The organism is Burkholderia sp. MS389 (assembly GCF_016899425.1).
GTDB classification, from domain to species: Bacteria; Pseudomonadota; Gammaproteobacteria; order Burkholderiales; family Burkholderiaceae; genus Burkholderia; species Burkholderia sola.
The window spans coordinates 1,012,367-1,026,776 of the sequence record NZ_CP045994.1; the positions used below are offsets into that span (position 1 = coordinate 1,012,367).

At 66.4% G+C, this 14,410-nt stretch carries 11 protein-coding genes and 1 pseudogene; 7 read left to right on the forward strand and 5 right to left on the reverse strand.

All coding sequences use genetic code 11. From position 1 onward, the window contains the following. Positions 1 to 78: 78 nt before the first annotated feature. Positions 79 to 1,548: a glucose-6-phosphate dehydrogenase gene (gene zwf / locus GJG85_RS04725; RefSeq protein WP_089488243.1), complete on the reverse strand. Its 1,470-nt coding sequence runs from the start codon at positions 1,546 to 1,548 to the stop codon at positions 79 to 81. A gap of 431 nt (positions 1,549 to 1,979) precedes the next feature. Here zwf and GJG85_RS04730 point away from each other — a divergent pair, with 431 nt between their 5' ends. From GJG85_RS04730 to ugpC, 4 genes are all read left to right on the forward strand, one after another. Further along, a complete protein-coding gene (locus GJG85_RS04730; RefSeq protein WP_089488244.1) occupies positions 1,980 to 3,227 on the forward strand; it encodes an ABC transporter substrate-binding protein in 1,248 nt (415 codons plus the stop codon). A gap of 139 nt (positions 3,228 to 3,366) precedes the next feature. Next, a complete protein-coding gene (locus GJG85_RS04735) occupies positions 3,367 to 4,305 on the forward strand; it encodes a sugar ABC transporter permease (protein ID WP_011544827.1) in 939 nt (312 codons plus the stop codon). Then, complete coding sequence (locus tag GJG85_RS04740; RefSeq protein WP_011544828.1) at positions 4,295 to 5,152, forward strand: carbohydrate ABC transporter permease; 858 nt, start codon at positions 4,295 to 4,297, stop codon at positions 5,150 to 5,152. The genes GJG85_RS04735 and GJG85_RS04740 overlap by 11 nt, the downstream gene beginning before the upstream one ends. A gap of 112 nt (positions 5,153 to 5,264) precedes the next feature. Beyond that, a complete protein-coding gene (gene ugpC, locus GJG85_RS04745; protein WP_050011602.1) occupies positions 5,265 to 6,383 on the forward strand; it encodes a sn-glycerol-3-phosphate ABC transporter ATP-binding protein UgpC in 1,119 nt (372 codons plus the stop codon). A gap of 103 nt (positions 6,384 to 6,486) precedes the next feature. Here ugpC and GJG85_RS04750 read toward each other — a convergent pair whose 3' ends face one another. From GJG85_RS04750 to trxB, 3 genes are all read right to left on the reverse strand, one after another. Then, positions 6,487 to 7,110: a trimeric intracellular cation channel family protein gene (locus GJG85_RS04750; RefSeq protein ID WP_089488245.1), complete on the reverse strand. Its 624-nt coding sequence runs from the start codon at positions 7,108 to 7,110 to the stop codon at positions 6,487 to 6,489. After that, positions 7,097 to 7,876: a Smr/MutS family protein gene (locus GJG85_RS04755; protein WP_050011601.1), complete on the reverse strand. Its 780-nt coding sequence runs from the start codon at positions 7,874 to 7,876 to the stop codon at positions 7,097 to 7,099. The genes GJG85_RS04750 and GJG85_RS04755 overlap by 14 nt, the downstream gene beginning before the upstream one ends. Before the next feature lie 135 nt (positions 7,877 to 8,011). Then, the gene (trxB, locus tag GJG85_RS04760) at positions 8,012 to 8,974 is read right to left on the reverse strand and encodes a thioredoxin-disulfide reductase (RefSeq protein WP_050011600.1); all 963 of its coding nucleotides are present in this window, start codon (positions 8,972 to 8,974) and stop codon (positions 8,012 to 8,014) included. Positions 8,975 to 9,358: 384 nt separating this feature from the next. Between trxB and GJG85_RS04765 the strand changes: the two genes are divergently transcribed. The 3 genes and pseudogenes from GJG85_RS04765 to GJG85_RS04775 all read left to right on the forward strand — a co-directional run bounded on the left by GJG85_RS04765 (position 9,359) and on the right by GJG85_RS04775 (position 13,941). Then, complete coding sequence (locus GJG85_RS04765; RefSeq protein ID WP_050011599.1) at positions 9,359 to 11,668, forward strand: DNA translocase FtsK; 2,310 nt, start codon at positions 9,359 to 9,361, stop codon at positions 11,666 to 11,668. 88 nt (positions 11,669 to 11,756) lie between these two features. Continuing rightward, a pseudogene (lolA, locus tag GJG85_RS04770) lies at positions 11,757 to 12,404 on the forward strand (outer membrane lipoprotein chaperone LolA); the annotation flags it as partial. A gap of 226 nt (positions 12,405 to 12,630) precedes the next feature. After that, a complete protein-coding gene (locus tag GJG85_RS04775; protein ID WP_011544833.1) occupies positions 12,631 to 13,941 on the forward strand; it encodes a replication-associated recombination protein A in 1,311 nt (436 codons plus the stop codon). Positions 13,942 to 13,984: 43 nt separating this feature from the next. Here GJG85_RS04775 and GJG85_RS04780 read toward each other — a convergent pair whose 3' ends face one another. After that, positions 13,985 to 14,254, reverse strand: coding sequence for a DUF2164 domain-containing protein (locus GJG85_RS04780; RefSeq protein WP_050011597.1), 270 nt, complete (start codon positions 14,252 to 14,254; stop codon positions 13,985 to 13,987). Between the last annotated feature and the right edge of the window lie 156 nt (positions 14,255 to 14,410).

Below are 14,410 nucleotides of genomic sequence, written 5' to 3' on the forward strand. Positions count from 1 at the left end.
GACTGCCTTGTCTGTTCAAATCGTACGAATCGTGATGCACGTTGCCGCATACGGTGGCGTACGCGGCAACGGTTTGGTTCAGTTTTCTTCTTCGAGCCAGCAGGTGTCGTGCTGCGCGAGCATCGCGCTCGACGCGGCCGGCCCCCACGTGCCCGCCGCATACGGCTTCGGCGGCTTCAGCGTGCGCGTCCATTCGTTCAGGATCGGCTCGACCCATTGCCATGCGGCTTCCTGTTCGTCGCGACGCACGAACAGCGCGAGCCGGCCGTTGATCACGTCGAGCAGCAGGCGCTGGTACGCCTCCATCTGCCCTTCCTTGAAGAACTGGTCGAACGCGAGGTCGAGGTGCACGCTCGCGAGGTTCATCCCTTCGCCCGGCTGCTTCGCGAGGCAGTACAGGCGGATCGTCTCGTTCGGCTGCAGCCGGATCACGAGACGATTCGAACCGGGGCGCAGCGCGGTCGGCCCCAGCGCCGAATGCGGTACCGGGCGGAAGTTGACGACGATCTCCGCGACGCGGTCGGCCAGACGCTTGCCGGTGCGCAGGAAGAACGGCACGCCGGCCCAGCGCCAGTTCTCGATCTCGACCTTCAGCGCGACGAAGGTTTCGGTCTGGCTGTCGGGCTTCACGCCCGGCTCGGTCGCATAGGCCGGCACCTGCGCGCCCTTGATCACGCCCGCATGATACTGGCCGCGCACGGCAACCTTGCCGATGTCGCGCGGGTCGACCGGCTTCAGCGCGCGCAGCACGCGCAGCTTTTCGTCGCGCACCGAGTCGGAATCCATCGAGTGCGGCGGCTCCATCGCGACGATCGACAGCAGCTGCAGCAGGTGGTTCTGCACCATGTCGCGCAGCGCGCCCGTATTGTCGTAGAAATCGCCACGCGCCTCGACGCCGAGCTCTTCCGCGATCGTGATCTGGATGCTCTCGACCCATTCGCGGCGCCACAGCGGCTCGAACAGCGCATTGCCGAAGCGCAGCGCGAGCAGGTTCTGTACCGGCTCCTTGCCGAGGTAGTGGTCGATCCGGTAGATCTGGCCTTCCGCGAAGATCTCGCCGACCGCGTCGTTGATCGCGTTCGACGATTTCAGGTCGTAGCCGAGCGGCTTCTCGAGCACGATGCGCGCGCCTTCGTTCAGGCCGACCGCCGCGAGCGCCTTGCAGATCGGCACGAACAGCGACGGGCCCGTCGCGAGATAGAACACGCGGATGCCGGGCAGCGAGGCGACCGCGTCGCGCAGCACGACGTAGTCCTCCGCGCGGCCGAGATCGAGGTTCACGTACTCGATGCGGTCGAGAAACGACTGCCATGCCGCGTCGTCGAATGCATCGCCGGCCGCTTTCGCCGCATGCGGCTTCACGTGCGTGTCGACCCATTCGAGATAGGCCGCCCGATCCGATTCGTGTCGCGCCACGGCGACGATCCGGCCGCCCGTCGCCAGCATGTTCGCGCGATGCGCTTCGAACAGCGCGGGCAGGATCTTGCGCATCGACAAATCGCCGGTGCCGCCGAAAAGTACGAAGGTAAAGCTGGAATCGGTATGCATGTGTCTCCGCCGTGTTGGGGGTGCCCGGAAGCGATCCGTAGTGCGATAAAAATATTTTTGACACTGAATTGTAGTTTAACTACAATCCGCCGCAAGGGGTAGCACCTGGGTGAAGAAAAAAAGAAGTGCGGTCGATGAACTGCGCGAGCTTCGCCTTCGGGAGCGCCTTGTGCCGAATGTTATCGGACATTGGCGGCGCGCACCGTTGGCGCGCCGTCGGCCCCGGGCTCGCGTCGCATCATCGCGGCGGGCCAGAAACACAAAGAGGAGACACGCCGTTGAATCTCGATTCACGCTTTCTGTAAGAGCCCGGCCGGTCATCGGCCCCGTACGCTGCATGCGTCCCGCGGCTCGATTTCCCCGTCGTTATCAAGAAGCCGGTTCCCGGTCAGGGAACCTCACGAGTTGATTCAGTCTGGAGGAGATAAGTAATGAAAGTTCGCTCGATCATGGGCGCGCTCTGCGCCGCAGGCCTGATGGCTGGCGCCGTGGCGGCGCAGGCAGCCGAGAACGTAACCGTGCTGCACTGGTGGACCTCGGGCGGCGAGTCGAAGGCCGTCGGCGTGCTGAAGGACGACCTGCAGAAGCAGGGCTACGTGTGGAAGGACTTCGCGGTCGCGGGCGGCGCCGGCGCCGCGGCGATGACCGCGCTGAAGACCAAGGTGATCAGCGGCGATTCTCCGTCGGCCGCGCAGATCAAGGGCCCGCTGATCCAGGACTGGGCCGACCAGGGCGTGCTCGTCAACATCGATTCGGCCGCCGGCGACTGGAAACAGAACCTGCCGCCGGAAATCGACAAGATCATCAAGTACAAGGGCCATACCGTCGCCGCGCCGTTCTCGGTGCACCGCGTCAACTGGCTGTACATCAACAAGGCCGCGCTCGACAAGGTCGGCGCGAAGGTGCCGACCACCTGGCCTGAATTCTTCGCGGTGGCCGACAAGCTGAAGGCCGCAGGCATCCAGCCGGTCGCGATGGGCGGCCAGCCGTGGCAGGACCTGACGCTGTGGGAAGACGTCGTGCTGTCGCAGGGCCCGGCGTTCTACAAGAAGGCGCTGGTCGACCTCGACCAGGCGACGCTGACGTCGCCGCAGATGCTGTCGGTGTTCGACACGGTGCGCAAGATCCAGGGCTACTTCGACAACGGCCGTAACGGCCGCGACTGGAACCTGGCGACCGCGATGGTCATCAACGGCAAGGCCGGCATGCAGTTCATGGGCGACTGGGCGAAGGGCGAGTTCGAGAACGCCGGCAAGAAGGCGGGCAAGGACTACGTCTGCGCGCCGGTGCCGGGCACCGCGAATTCGTACACGTTCAACGTCGACTCGTTCGTGTTCTTCCAGCAGAAGGGCGAGAAGAACGCGACGCCGGGCCAGCTCGCGCTCGCGAAGACGATCATGACGCCGGACTTCCAGGAGCAGTTCAGCCTGCTGAAGGGCTCGGTGCCCGTGCGTCTCGGCGTGAAGATGGACAAGTTCGACGATTGCGCGAAGAAGTCGTACGCCGACGAGCAGACCGCGATCAAGTCGGGCGGCTTCGTGCCGTCGCTCGCGCACGGCATGGCGCAAGGCGACGCGACCGCCGGCGCGATCACGGACGTCGTGACGAAGTTCATGAACTCGCAGCAGGATTCGAAGAGCGCGGTCGCCGCGCTCGCGAAGGCCGCGAAGGTCAAGTAACGCGCGCCAGGCGCCCGGCCGGACACGCTTCATCGGCCGGGCGTTTTTGCATGTGCAGCAAACGGGCTCGCCCGCGAAGCCCGTGCCGTACCCGGCGCCGGCCCGGCCTGCGTCGCCCTCGTTCCAGGAGTCGAATCAAGTGGCTGCCCCTCTTAGCGGAAACGGATCCGGCGCTGCCGCCGCACGGCGTACGTCGCCGATGTCGGCCTTCGCCGATCGCTGGATCCCGAAGCTCGTGCTCGCGCCGAGCGTCGCGATCGCCGTGGTGTTCATCTACGGCTTCATCCTGATTACCGGCTATCTGTCGCTGACCCGCTCGCGGCTGTTGCCCAACTACGAATTCGACGGCTTCGGCCGTTACACGGACCTGTTCCAGAACGACGTGTGGTGGACCTCCGCCGCGAACCTCGGCTGGTTCGGGATCCCGTTCATCGCGATCTGCGTCGGGCTCGGCCTGTTCCTCGCGATCCTGCTCGACCAGCGGATCCGCAACGAAGGCGCGCTGCGCGCGATCTTCCTGTACCCGATGGCGCTGTCGTTCATCGTGACCGGCACCGCATGGCAGTGGATCCTGAACCCGGGCCTCGGCCTCGAGAAGGTGATGCACGACTGGGGCTGGACCAGCTTCTCGTTCGGCTGGCTCGACGATCCGGACAAGGCGATCTTCTGCGTGGTGATCGCGGCCGTGTGGCAGTCGACCGGCTTCGTGATGGCGCTGTTCCTCGCGGGGCTGCGCGGCGTCGACGGCGAGATCTTCAAGGCCGCGCAGGTCGACGGCGCGACGCTGCCGACCATCTACCGCAAGATCGTGATCCCGAGCATGCGCCCGGTGTTCTTCTCGGTGCTGCTGATCCTCTGCCACATCACGATCAAGACCTTCGACCTCGTCGTCGCGCTGACGGCGGGCGGCCCGGGCACGTCGTCGTCGCTGCCGGCCATGTTCATGTACACGTTTTCGTTCAACCGCGGCCAGCTCGGGCTCGGCGCGGCGTCCTCGGTGATGATGCTCGCGACCGTCGTCGCCGTGCTGGTGCCGCTGATGTATATGGAATCGAGGAGCACCCGCAATGCAGCCTAAGATGACGATCAGCCGGGCAGTGATCTATGCGGCACTGATCCTGTTCGCGCTGTATTTCCTGTTCCCGATCTACGTGATGCTGTCGACGTCGTTCAAGGACCTCGACCAGCTGCGCACCGGCAACCTGCTGACGCCGCCCACCACGTGGACCGTCGACCCGTGGGTGAAGGCATGGAGCGGCGCCTGTACCGGCGTGCGCTGCGACGGCATGAAGCCGTTCTTCCTGAACTCGCTGCAGATGGTGATTCCGGCCGTGCTGATCTCTTCGCTGATCGGCGCGTTCAACGGCTACGTGCTCACGCACTGGCGCTTTCGCGGCGCCGACGCGCTGTTCACGATGATGCTGGTCGGCTGCTTCATCCCGTTCCAGGTGATCCTGCTGCCGATGGCGCGCCTGCAGGGGATGCTCGGCCTTGCCAACACGATTCCGGGCCTCGTGTTCGTGCACGTCGTGTACGGGATCGCGTTCACGACGATGTTCTTCCGCAACTTCTACGTGAGCGTGCCGGCCGAACTCGTGAAGGCTGCCCGCATCGACGGCGCCGGCTTCTTCACGATCTTCACGAAGATCCTGCTGCCGGTGTCGCTGCCGATCTTCATGGTGTGCCTGATCTGGCAATTCACGCAGATCTGGAACGACTTCCTGTTCGGGATCGTGTTCTCCGGCGTCGATTCGATGCCGATCACGGTCGCGCTGAACAACCTCGTCAACACGTCGACGGGCGTGAAGGAATACAACGTCGACATGGCCGGCGCGATCATCGCCGCGCTGCCGACGCTGCTCGTCTACATCGTCGCCGGCCGCTACTTCGTGCGCGGGCTGACGGCGGGCGCGGTGAAGGGGTAGGCGCGGCGTTATCCGATACGACGAACCGGCCGCGCACCACGCGCGGCGCATCGAAACGAACCCGACGCGGCGCCCGAGTGCGCCGCGCGAGACGAGACAGAGGATTCACAGCATGGCAAGCCTTTCCATCCGTGACGTGTACAAGACCTACCCGAACGGGGTGCCGGTCCTGAAGGGTGTCGACATCGAGATCGAGGACGGACAGTTCCTGATCCTGGTCGGCGGCTCGGGCTGCGGGAAATCGACGCTGCTCAACATGATCGCCGGGCTCGAGACCGTCACGAGCGGCGAGATCTGCATCGACGGCAAGGTCGTCAACGACCTGTCGCCGAAGGATCGCGACATCGCGATGGTGTTCCAGTCGTACGCGCTGTATCCGTCGATGACGGTGCGCGAGAACATCTCGTTCGGCCTGAACATCCGCAAGGTGCCGAAGAACGAGCAGCAGCAGATCGTCGACCGCGTGTCGGCGATGCTGCAGATCCAGCACCTGCTCGACCGCAAGCCGGGCCAACTGTCGGGCGGCCAGCGCCAGCGCGTCGCGATGGGCCGCGCGCTCGCGCGCGATCCGTCGCTGTTCCTGTTCGACGAACCGCTGTCGAACCTCGACGCGAAGCTGCGCATCGAGATGCGCGCGGAAATCAAGCTGCTGCACCAGCGTCTCGGCACGACGATCGTCTACGTGACGCACGACCAGATCGAGGCGATGACGCTCGGCGACCGGATCGCGGTGATGAAGGACGGCGTGGTCCAGCAGTTCGGTGCGCCGCAGGAGATCTACGATTCGCCGTCGAACCTGTTCGTTGCGGGGTTCATCGGCGCGCCGCCGATGAACTTCATCAACGGCAAGCTGGTCGAGCAGGGCAGCGGGATCGCGCTCGAGATCGACACGGGCCTCGCGCGCAGCGCGCTGATCCTGCCGTTCGACGCGGCGAAACTGAAGTCGCACGTCGGCCGCGAGGTGATCCTCGGCCTCCGTCCGGAGCGCATCACCGACGCGCGCAACGCACATCACGGCGAGACGTCGAAGCTGCAGCCGATCGACGTGCGCGTCGACGTGACGGAGCCGACCGGCCCGGACACGCACGTGTTCGCGCAGGTGAACGGCAAGCGGATCGTGAGCCGCGTGCATCCGGCCGCGAACCCGCAGCCGGGGCAGACGCAGTCGCTGCTGTTCGACGTGTCGAAGGCCGTGCTGTTCGATCCGGCGTCGGAAGAGCGGATCGCGTGACGCGACGCTTGCGCTGAACGAAAGGCAAAGGGGCCGTTTCGATGAACGGCCCCTTTTTCGTTTCCGCGATGCGGACGATTCGTCCGCAGATGCGTCGGTCAGGTCAATGCGGCAACCGCACGTCGAACTTGAACGTCGCGAGCCGTGCGACGAGGATGAAGCCGGTCGCGAGCAGCACGCTGTATACCGAGTCGACCTGCAGCCACACGAGCAGCAGGTAGAACCAGCAGCCGACGAACGCGCAGGTCGCGTACGGCCGCGAATCGCGCAGGATCAGCGGGATGTCGTTGCACAGCACGTCGCGGACGATCCCGCCGACCACGCCGGTGATCACGCCCATCATCACCGCGATGAAGCGCGGCATCTCGGCGTCGAGCGCGATCGACGTGCCCGAGATGCTGAAGATGCCGAGCCCGATCGCGTCGGCGATCAGCAGCAGCCGTTCGGCCGACAGCCGCGACAGCATGCGCAGCACGAACGGCGCGAACAGCGCGAGCACGAAGATCGCGATCACGTAGTCGTCGTGCACGACCCAGTAGAACGGCCGGCGCTCGAGCAGGATGTCGCGCAGCGTGCCGCCGCCGAAGGCGGTCGCGAGCGCGACGACGAACGTGCCGACCGAGTCGAGGCGGTTCTTGCGCGCCTCGATGAACCCCGAAATCGCGAAAGCCAGCGTAGCGATCGCCTCCAGTATCGCGATCGCGAGCGTCAGCCTAGGATGCGGCACGCGGCCCCCGGTCGGCCGGCGCCGCGTGCGGCTGCAGCAGCACCAGCACCGCGCCCGCGCCGCCGTCGTGGCCGCGCGCCTCGCAGAATGCGATCACTTCTTCCTTCTGCACGAGCCACGCGCGCACCTTGCCTTTCAGCACCGGCTCCTTGCCGATCGAGCCGAGCCCCTTGCCGTGGATCACGCGCAGGCAGCGCAGCCCTTTCTTGCCGGCTTCGCGGATGAATTCGGCGAGCGCATCGCGCGCTTCGTCGCGCCGCATCCCGTGCAGATCGATCTGCGCCTGCACGATCCATGCGCCGCTTCTCAGCTTGCGCACGACGTCGCGGCTGATGCCGGGGCGGTGGTAATACAGCGAGTCGTCGCTGTCGAGCAGCGTCTCGGGATCGAATTCGTCGGACAGCGTTGCGTTCAGCACGGCTTCCTCGTCGCGCTGCGTCTGTTTCGGCACCGGGTCGGGCGGCATGCGGCCCGACGACGCGCGCGGCGGCGCGTTCAGCGGCCGGATCGTGCCGATTTCGTTGCGGAACAGGTTCGCGTCGGCTTCCGCCTTGCGCTCGGCCTGCACGGTTTCGATGCGCGCGCGCTCGCGCCGATCGGCTTCGCCTTGCAGCGACTTGCGCAATGCGCCGAGGCCCGCGAGGCCCTGGCCGCGCAACGCGGCCGCATCGGGCGCGGGCGGCGGCGCGGCGGGCGCCGCGGTCACGGGACGGGCAGCGATCTTCCGCTTCGCGGGATCGCTCGGATGGGGCTGGTTCTTCGCCATGATTCGGTAACGGGGCAGGCGCGTTCGGGCGCGCGGGCAGAAAAAAGCCGCTGCGCGGCGGCAGCGGCTTTCCGGTCGAGCCCGCTTCGCGGCAGCGGACGCCATTGTAGCGCCCGCCGCGGCAAGGCTCCCGGCTTACTTCTTGTCGTGCAGGCTTTCGAGGTAGCGCTGCGCGTCGAGCGCGGCCATGCAGCCCGTGCCCGCACTGGTGATCGCCTGGCGGTACACGTTGTCCTGCACGTCGCCCGCGGCGAACACGCCCGGCACGCTCGTCGACGTCGCGTTGCCTTGCAGGCCGCTCTTCGTCAGGATGTAGCCGTCCTTCATCTCCAGCTGGCCCTGGAACAGGTCGGTGTTCGGCTTGTGGCCGATCGCGACGAACACGCCCTGCACGTGCAGGTCTTCCGTCGCGCCGGTCTTCACGTTCTTGATACGCAGGCCCGTGACGCCCGATTCCTCGCCCGTCACTTCGTCGAGCACGTGATCCCACTTGATGTCGACGACGCCTTCCTTTTGCTTCTCCAGCAGGCGGTCGATCAGGATCGGCTCCGCGCGGAACTTGTCGCGGCGGTGGATCACCGTGACCTTCTTCGCGATGCCGGTCAGGTAGAGCGCTTCCTCGACGGCCGTGTTGCCGCCGCCGATCACCGCGACTTCCTGGTTGCGATAGAAGAAGCCGTCGCAGGTCGCGCAGGCCGACACGCCCTTGCCCATGAACGCTTCCTCGGAGGCCAGGCCGAGATACTGCGCGGACGCGCCGGTCGCGATGATCAGCGAATCGCACGTGTATTCGCCCGAGTCGCCGATCAGCCGGATCGGCTTTTCGTGCAGCTTCGCGGTGTGGATGTGGTCGAAGACGATTTCGGTGTTGAAGCGCTCCGCGTGCTCCTGGAAGCGCGCCATCAGTTCCGGGCCTTGCACGCCCTTCGCGTCCGCCGGCCAGTTTTCGACATCGGTCGTGGTCATCAGCTGGCCGCCCTGCGCGATGCCGGTGATCAGCACCGGGGACAGGTTGGCGCGTGCCGCGTAGACGGCAGCCGTGTAGCCGGCGGGGCCGGAACCGAGAATCAGGACTTTGGCGTGTTTGGGCGTGGACATGTGCGAATCCGTAAAAGGCGGCTGCGGCGGGCGGGATAAGGCTCGCCGGACGGTCCGGGTTGACCGGGATGCCGTCATAGATGGGTATCAGACGCGCATTATAAAGGCCCCGTTGCTGCGCTGCCGAACGAGAGTTTCAATCGTGGCGATAGCGTTTCGCGGCGTGCCGTCCGTACCGGGGCAACGGGCCGGGCGGCAGCCTGCCATGCGGCGGCGCGTTGTCGCAAGGGCGGGCATCCGGCCCGGTGACGGCCGGCCGCGCCGGTTCGGCATGCCGTCCCCGTTATGTAACCGTCATTTACACTTGGCGGCCCAGTGCAGCGTTTACAATAAGCGCGATCGAACGACAGGCGGGCGCACGGCTCGTCCTCTTTATACGGATTCATGGCAAAAGCTCCTTATTCCGCCCAGGCACAGGCGTTGCCGCACCGGATGTCGAAGCTCCTCACGGAGATCCGCTGGATTCTCCAGGTCGCGCTCTGCGCCTTTCTGGTGATGGCCCTGCTGAGCTACAGCCGGCGCGATCCGAGCTGGACGCACGCCGCCCAGGTCGATCACATCTCGAACTGGGCCGGCCGCGTCGGCGCATGGACGGCCGACATCATCCTGCTGCTGTTCGGCCTGTCGGCCTACTGGCTGATCGTGCCGCTCGGGCGGCGCATCGCCGTCAACTACCGCCGCATCACGCGCCACGACGCGATTCCCGACGAACCGGAGCGGCCGATCGGCTGGCTCACCGAGATCTTCGCGTTCGTGCTGGTCGTGCTCGCGTGCGACGGCATCGAGGCGCTGCGCATGTGGTCGCTGAAGGTGCAGTTGCCGCGCGCGCCGGGCGGCGTCGTCGGCGAGGCCGTCGCGGGCGCGATGTCGCATGCGTTCGGCTTCACGGGCGGCACGCTGCTGCTGCTGATCGCGCTCGCGATCGGCCTGTCGCTGTATTTCCGCTTCTCGTGGCTGTCGGTCGCCGAGCGCGTCGGCGGCGCGATCCTGTCCGCCGTCAACGTCGCGAAGCTGCGCCGCGAGGCCGAGCGCGACCGCAAGCTCGGCGAGGCCGCGGCGGTGCGCCGCGAAGGCAAGGTCGAAGAGGAGCGCGTGCGCATCGAGGATCACGAGCCGGTGACGATCGTGCCGCCGGTCGTCACGCCGGCGAAGTCCGAGCGCGTCGAGCGCGAGCGCCAGGTGCCGCTCTTTACCGACCTGCCGGGCGATTCGACGCTGCCGCCGGTGTCGCTGCTCGACCCGGCGCCGAAGACGCAGGAAGCGATTTCCGCCGATACGCTCGAATTCACGTCGCGCCTGATCGAGAAGAAGCTCAAGGACTTCGGCGTCGAGGCGAGCGTCGTCGCCGCGTATCCGGGCCCGGTCGTCACGCGCTACGAGATCGAGCCGGCCACCGGCGTGAAGGGCAGCCAGATCGTCAACCTCGCGAAGGATCTCGCGCGTTCGCTGTCGCTCGTGTCGATCCGCGTGGTCGAGACGATTCCCGGCAAGAACTACATGGCGCTCGAACTGCCGAACCAGCGCCGGCAGACGGTGCACCTGTCCGAGATCATCGGCTCCGAGGTGTATGCGGCCGCGTCGTCGGCGCTGACGCTGAGCCTCGGCAAGGACATCGGCGGCAAGCCGGTGTGCGCGGATCTCGCGAAGATGCCGCACCTGCTGGTGGCCGGTACGACCGGTTCGGGCAAGTCGGTCGGGATCAACGCGATGATCCTGTCGCTGCTGTACAAGGCCACCGCCGACCAGGTGCGCCTGATCCTGATCGATCCGAAGATGCTCGAAATGAGCGTCTACGAAGGCATTCCGCACCTGCTGTGCCCGGTCGTCACCGACATGCGCCAGGCCGGCCATGCGCTGAACTGGACGGTCGCGGAGATGGAGCGCCGCTACAAGCTGATGAGCAAGCTCGGCGTGCGCAACCTCGCCGGCTACAACAACAAGATCGACGAGGCGGCGAAGCGCGAGGAGAAGATCCCGAACCCGTTCAGCCTGACGCCGGAAGATCCCGAGCCGCTCGGCCGCCTGCCGAACATCGTCGTCGTGATCGACGAGCTGGCCGACCTGATGATGGTCGTCGGCAAGAAGGTCGAGGAACTGATCGCGCGGATCGCGCAGAAGGCGCGGGCGGCCGGCATCCACCTGATCCTCGCGACGCAGCGGCCGTCCGTCGACGTGATCACCGGCCTGATCAAGGCGAACGTGCCGACGCGGATCGCGTTCCAGGTCTCGTCGAAGATCGACTCGCGCACGATTCTCGACCAGATGGGCGCCGAATCGCTGCTCGGGATGGGCGACATGCTGTACCTGCCGCCCGGCTCGGGGCTGCCCGTGCGCGTGCACGGCGCGTTCGTTGCCGACGACGAAGTGCACCGCGTCGTCGAGAAGCTCAAGGAGCAGGGCGAGCCGAACTACGTCGAGGGTCTGCTCGAAGGCGGCACCGCCGACGGCGACGAGGGCTCGGCCGGCGCGGGAACCGGCGAAGGCGGCGGCGAGTCTGATCCGCTGTACGACCAGGCGGTCGAGATCGTCATCAAGAACCGCCGCGCGTCGATCTCGCTCGTGCAGCGCCATCTGCGAATCGGCTACAACCGCGCGGCGCGGCTGCTCGAGCAGATGGAGCAGTCGGGGCTCGTGTCGGCGATGTCGTCGAGCGGCAACCGCGAAATTCTTGTGCCGGCGCGCGACGCGGAATGAGTCCGCGGCGCCCGCAGCGCCGGCCACCCACGGAGAAAACCGCAATATGCAGCAACATTCGTTCGCAATGTCCCTTCGTTCGACGCGGCGCTGGCTCGGCGCGGCGCTCGCCGGCGCATCGCTGATGCTCGCGGCGACGCACGCGTTCGCGGGTGGCACCGAGCAACTGAAGGCCTTCGTGTCCCAGGTGCGTTCGGCGAAGGGCGATTTCACGCAGCAGATCGTCAAGGCGCCGGCCAAGGGCGCGAGCGCCGTGCAGGCCGCACCGAAGCCCACCGACAATTCGAGCGGCACGTTCGTGTTCGCGCGGCCGGGCAAGTTCATCTGGACGTACCAGAAGCCGTACCAGCAGGTGCTGCAAGCCGACGGCGACAAGCTCTACGTGTACGACCGCGACCTGAACCAGGTTACCGAGCGCAAGCTGAACGGCGCGCTGGGCGCGAGCCCCGCGGCGATCCTGTTCGGCAGCAACGATCTCGACAAGAACTACACGCTGCGCGATGCCGGCGAGAAGGGCGGCATCGAATGGCTCGAGATGCTGCCGAAGGCGCAGGACACGCAGTTCCAGCGGATCGGCATCGGTTTCCGCAACGGCACGCTTGCTGCGATGGAGCTGCACGACGTGTTCGGCAACGTGACGCTGCTGACCTTCACGAACATCCAGACGAACCCGTCGCTGAAGGGCGATACGTTCAAGTTCGTCGTGCCGAAGGGCGCGGACGTGATCAACGGCTGACCTTCGCTGCGCCGTTTTCCCGACACGGGCCTGCCGGCGACGGCAGGCCCGTGTTGTTTGGGGACGCGTGTAACGGACGCGTGTAACGGACGCGTGTAACGGACGCGTGTAACGGACGCGTGTAACGGACGCGGGTACCAGGCCCGGCGGCGCGCTCGCGCGGCTGTCATAATGTCAGGTCCGGCGGCCGGTTCGGCCGCGACCGTTTGATGTGGAGCGAGGGTTCATGTCCGACCTGTTTCAAGTCGAGCCGCGCCGCCCGCTCGCCGAGGCGCTGAGGCCGAAGACGCTCGCCGAGGTGATCGGCCAGACGCATTTGCTGGGCGAAGGCAAGCCGCTGCGGCTCGCGTTCGAATCGGGCAAGCCGCATTCGATGATCCTGTGGGGGCCGCCCGGCGTTGGCAAGACGACGCTCGCGCGGCTCACCGCGCTCGCGTTCGACTGCGAGTTCATCGCGCTGTCCGCCGTGCTCGGCGGCGTGAAGGACATCCGCGAGTCGATGGAGCAGGCGAAGGACACGCTGAACCGTACCGGCCGCCACACGATCCTGTTCGTCGACGAGATCCACCGTTTCAACAAGGGGCAGCAGGATGCGCTGCTGCCGTTCGTCGAATCGGGCCTCGTGACCTTCATCGGCGCGACGACCGAAAACCCGAGTTTCGAGGTCAATTCGGCATTGCTGTCGCGGGCGCAGGTGTACGTGCTGAAGTCGCTGAACGATGACGAGATGCGCCAGTTGCTGAAGCGTGCGCAGGAAATCGCGCTCGACGGCCTCGCGTTCGACGACAAGGCGATCGATACGCTGGTCGGCTACGCGGACGGCGACGCGCGCCGCTTCCTGAACCTGCTCGAACAGGCGCAGACGGCGGCGACGTCGGCCGGGGTCGCGACGATCGATGCCGATTTCGTCAGCAACGCGATGACGCTGAACGCGCGGCGCTTCGACAAGGGCGGCGACAATTTCTACGACCAGATTTCGGCGCTGCACAAGTCGGTGCGCGGGTCGAGCCCGGACGGCGCGCTGTACTGGTTCTGCCGGATGATCGACGGCGGCGCGGATCCGAAGTATCTCGCGCGGCGCATCGTGCGGATGGCGTGGGAAGACATCGGCCTGGCCGACCCGCGCGCGTTGCAGGTGGCGAACGACGCGGCCGAAACCTACGAGCGGCTCGGCTCGCCGGAAGGCGAACTCGCGCTCGGGCAGGCGGTGATCTATCTCGCGTGCGCGGCGAAGAGCAACGCCGGCTACAACGCGTTCAACCAGGCGATGGCGTTCGTGAAGCAGGACAAGTCGCGCGAGGTGCCCGTGCACCTGCGCAACGCGCCGACCAGGCTGATGAAGGAGCTCGGCTACGGCCACGCTTATCGTTACGCGCACGACGAGCCGAACGCGTACGCGGCCGGCGAGACGTACCTGCCGGACGGGATGCGCGAGCCGCGCTGGTATCAGCCGGTGCCGCGCGGGCTCGAGTCGAAGATCGCCGAGAAGCTCGCCTGGCTGCGCGAGCTTGATCGCGAGGCCGGCAAGAAGGATTGACGGCGCCGCGCGCGCCGGTTCGATCCGCGCCGCCGCGCAGGCGTCAGCGCTTGCGGGCCGGCTGCTGTTTCTTCCAGTATTCGAACGGCTCTTCGTGGCATTCGATGTCGAGTTCGGCGACCCGCGCATGCAGGCGTTCCTGCGCGTCGGCGATCGCGAGGTTGTAGATCGCCGGTGCGACTTCCTGAATGAAGAAATGCAGCAGCGCGCCGGCCTGGATGTTGCCGATCGGCTCGTCCATGTTTTCTGTGAAATAACGTTGCAGCGACGCGATCGCGCGGTCGCGGACATCCTTGTCGAGTTCGATGGTCATCGGATTCCTTGGGAGCTGTGACGCGGAGCCGGCGCTCCGCCCGATTCGGTTGCCGCCGGCCGGCGCGGGCGTGGTGCGATCCGTCATGGCCACGCGCGCGGCAATTCGCCGGCCGCCGAGGCGGCGGGCCGCGAATGCGATACTGCCATGGCTGCC

What these genes read in the sequence shown, in the direction of transcription:
- GJG85_RS04780 (WP_050011597.1), bottom strand. Translation starts at nt 14,254, where the DNA reads ATGACCATCGAACTCGACAAGGATGTCCGCGACCGCGCGATCGCGTCG.
- GJG85_RS04740 (WP_011544828.1), top strand. Translation starts at nt 4,295, where the DNA reads ATGCAGCCTAAGATGACGATCAGCCGGGCAGTGATCTATGCGGCACTG.
- ugpC (WP_050011602.1), top strand. Translation starts at nt 5,265, where the DNA reads ATGGCAAGCCTTTCCATCCGTGACGTGTACAAGACCTACCCGAACGGG.
- zwf (WP_089488243.1), bottom strand. Translation starts at nt 1,548, where the DNA reads ATGCATACCGATTCCAGCTTTACCTTCGTACTTTTCGGCGGCACCGGC.
- trxB (WP_050011600.1), bottom strand. Translation starts at nt 8,974, where the DNA reads ATGTCCACGCCCAAACACGCCAAAGTCCTGATTCTCGGTTCCGGCCCC.
- GJG85_RS04775 (WP_011544833.1), top strand. Translation starts at nt 12,631, where the DNA reads ATGTCCGACCTGTTTCAAGTCGAGCCGCGCCGCCCGCTCGCCGAGGCG.
- GJG85_RS04730 (WP_089488244.1), top strand. Translation starts at nt 1,980, where the DNA reads ATGAAAGTTCGCTCGATCATGGGCGCGCTCTGCGCCGCAGGCCTGATG.
- GJG85_RS04755 (WP_050011601.1), bottom strand. Translation starts at nt 7,876, where the DNA reads ATGGCGAAGAACCAGCCCCATCCGAGCGATCCCGCGAAGCGGAAGATC.
- GJG85_RS04765 (WP_050011599.1), top strand. Translation starts at nt 9,359, where the DNA reads ATGGCAAAAGCTCCTTATTCCGCCCAGGCACAGGCGTTGCCGCACCGG.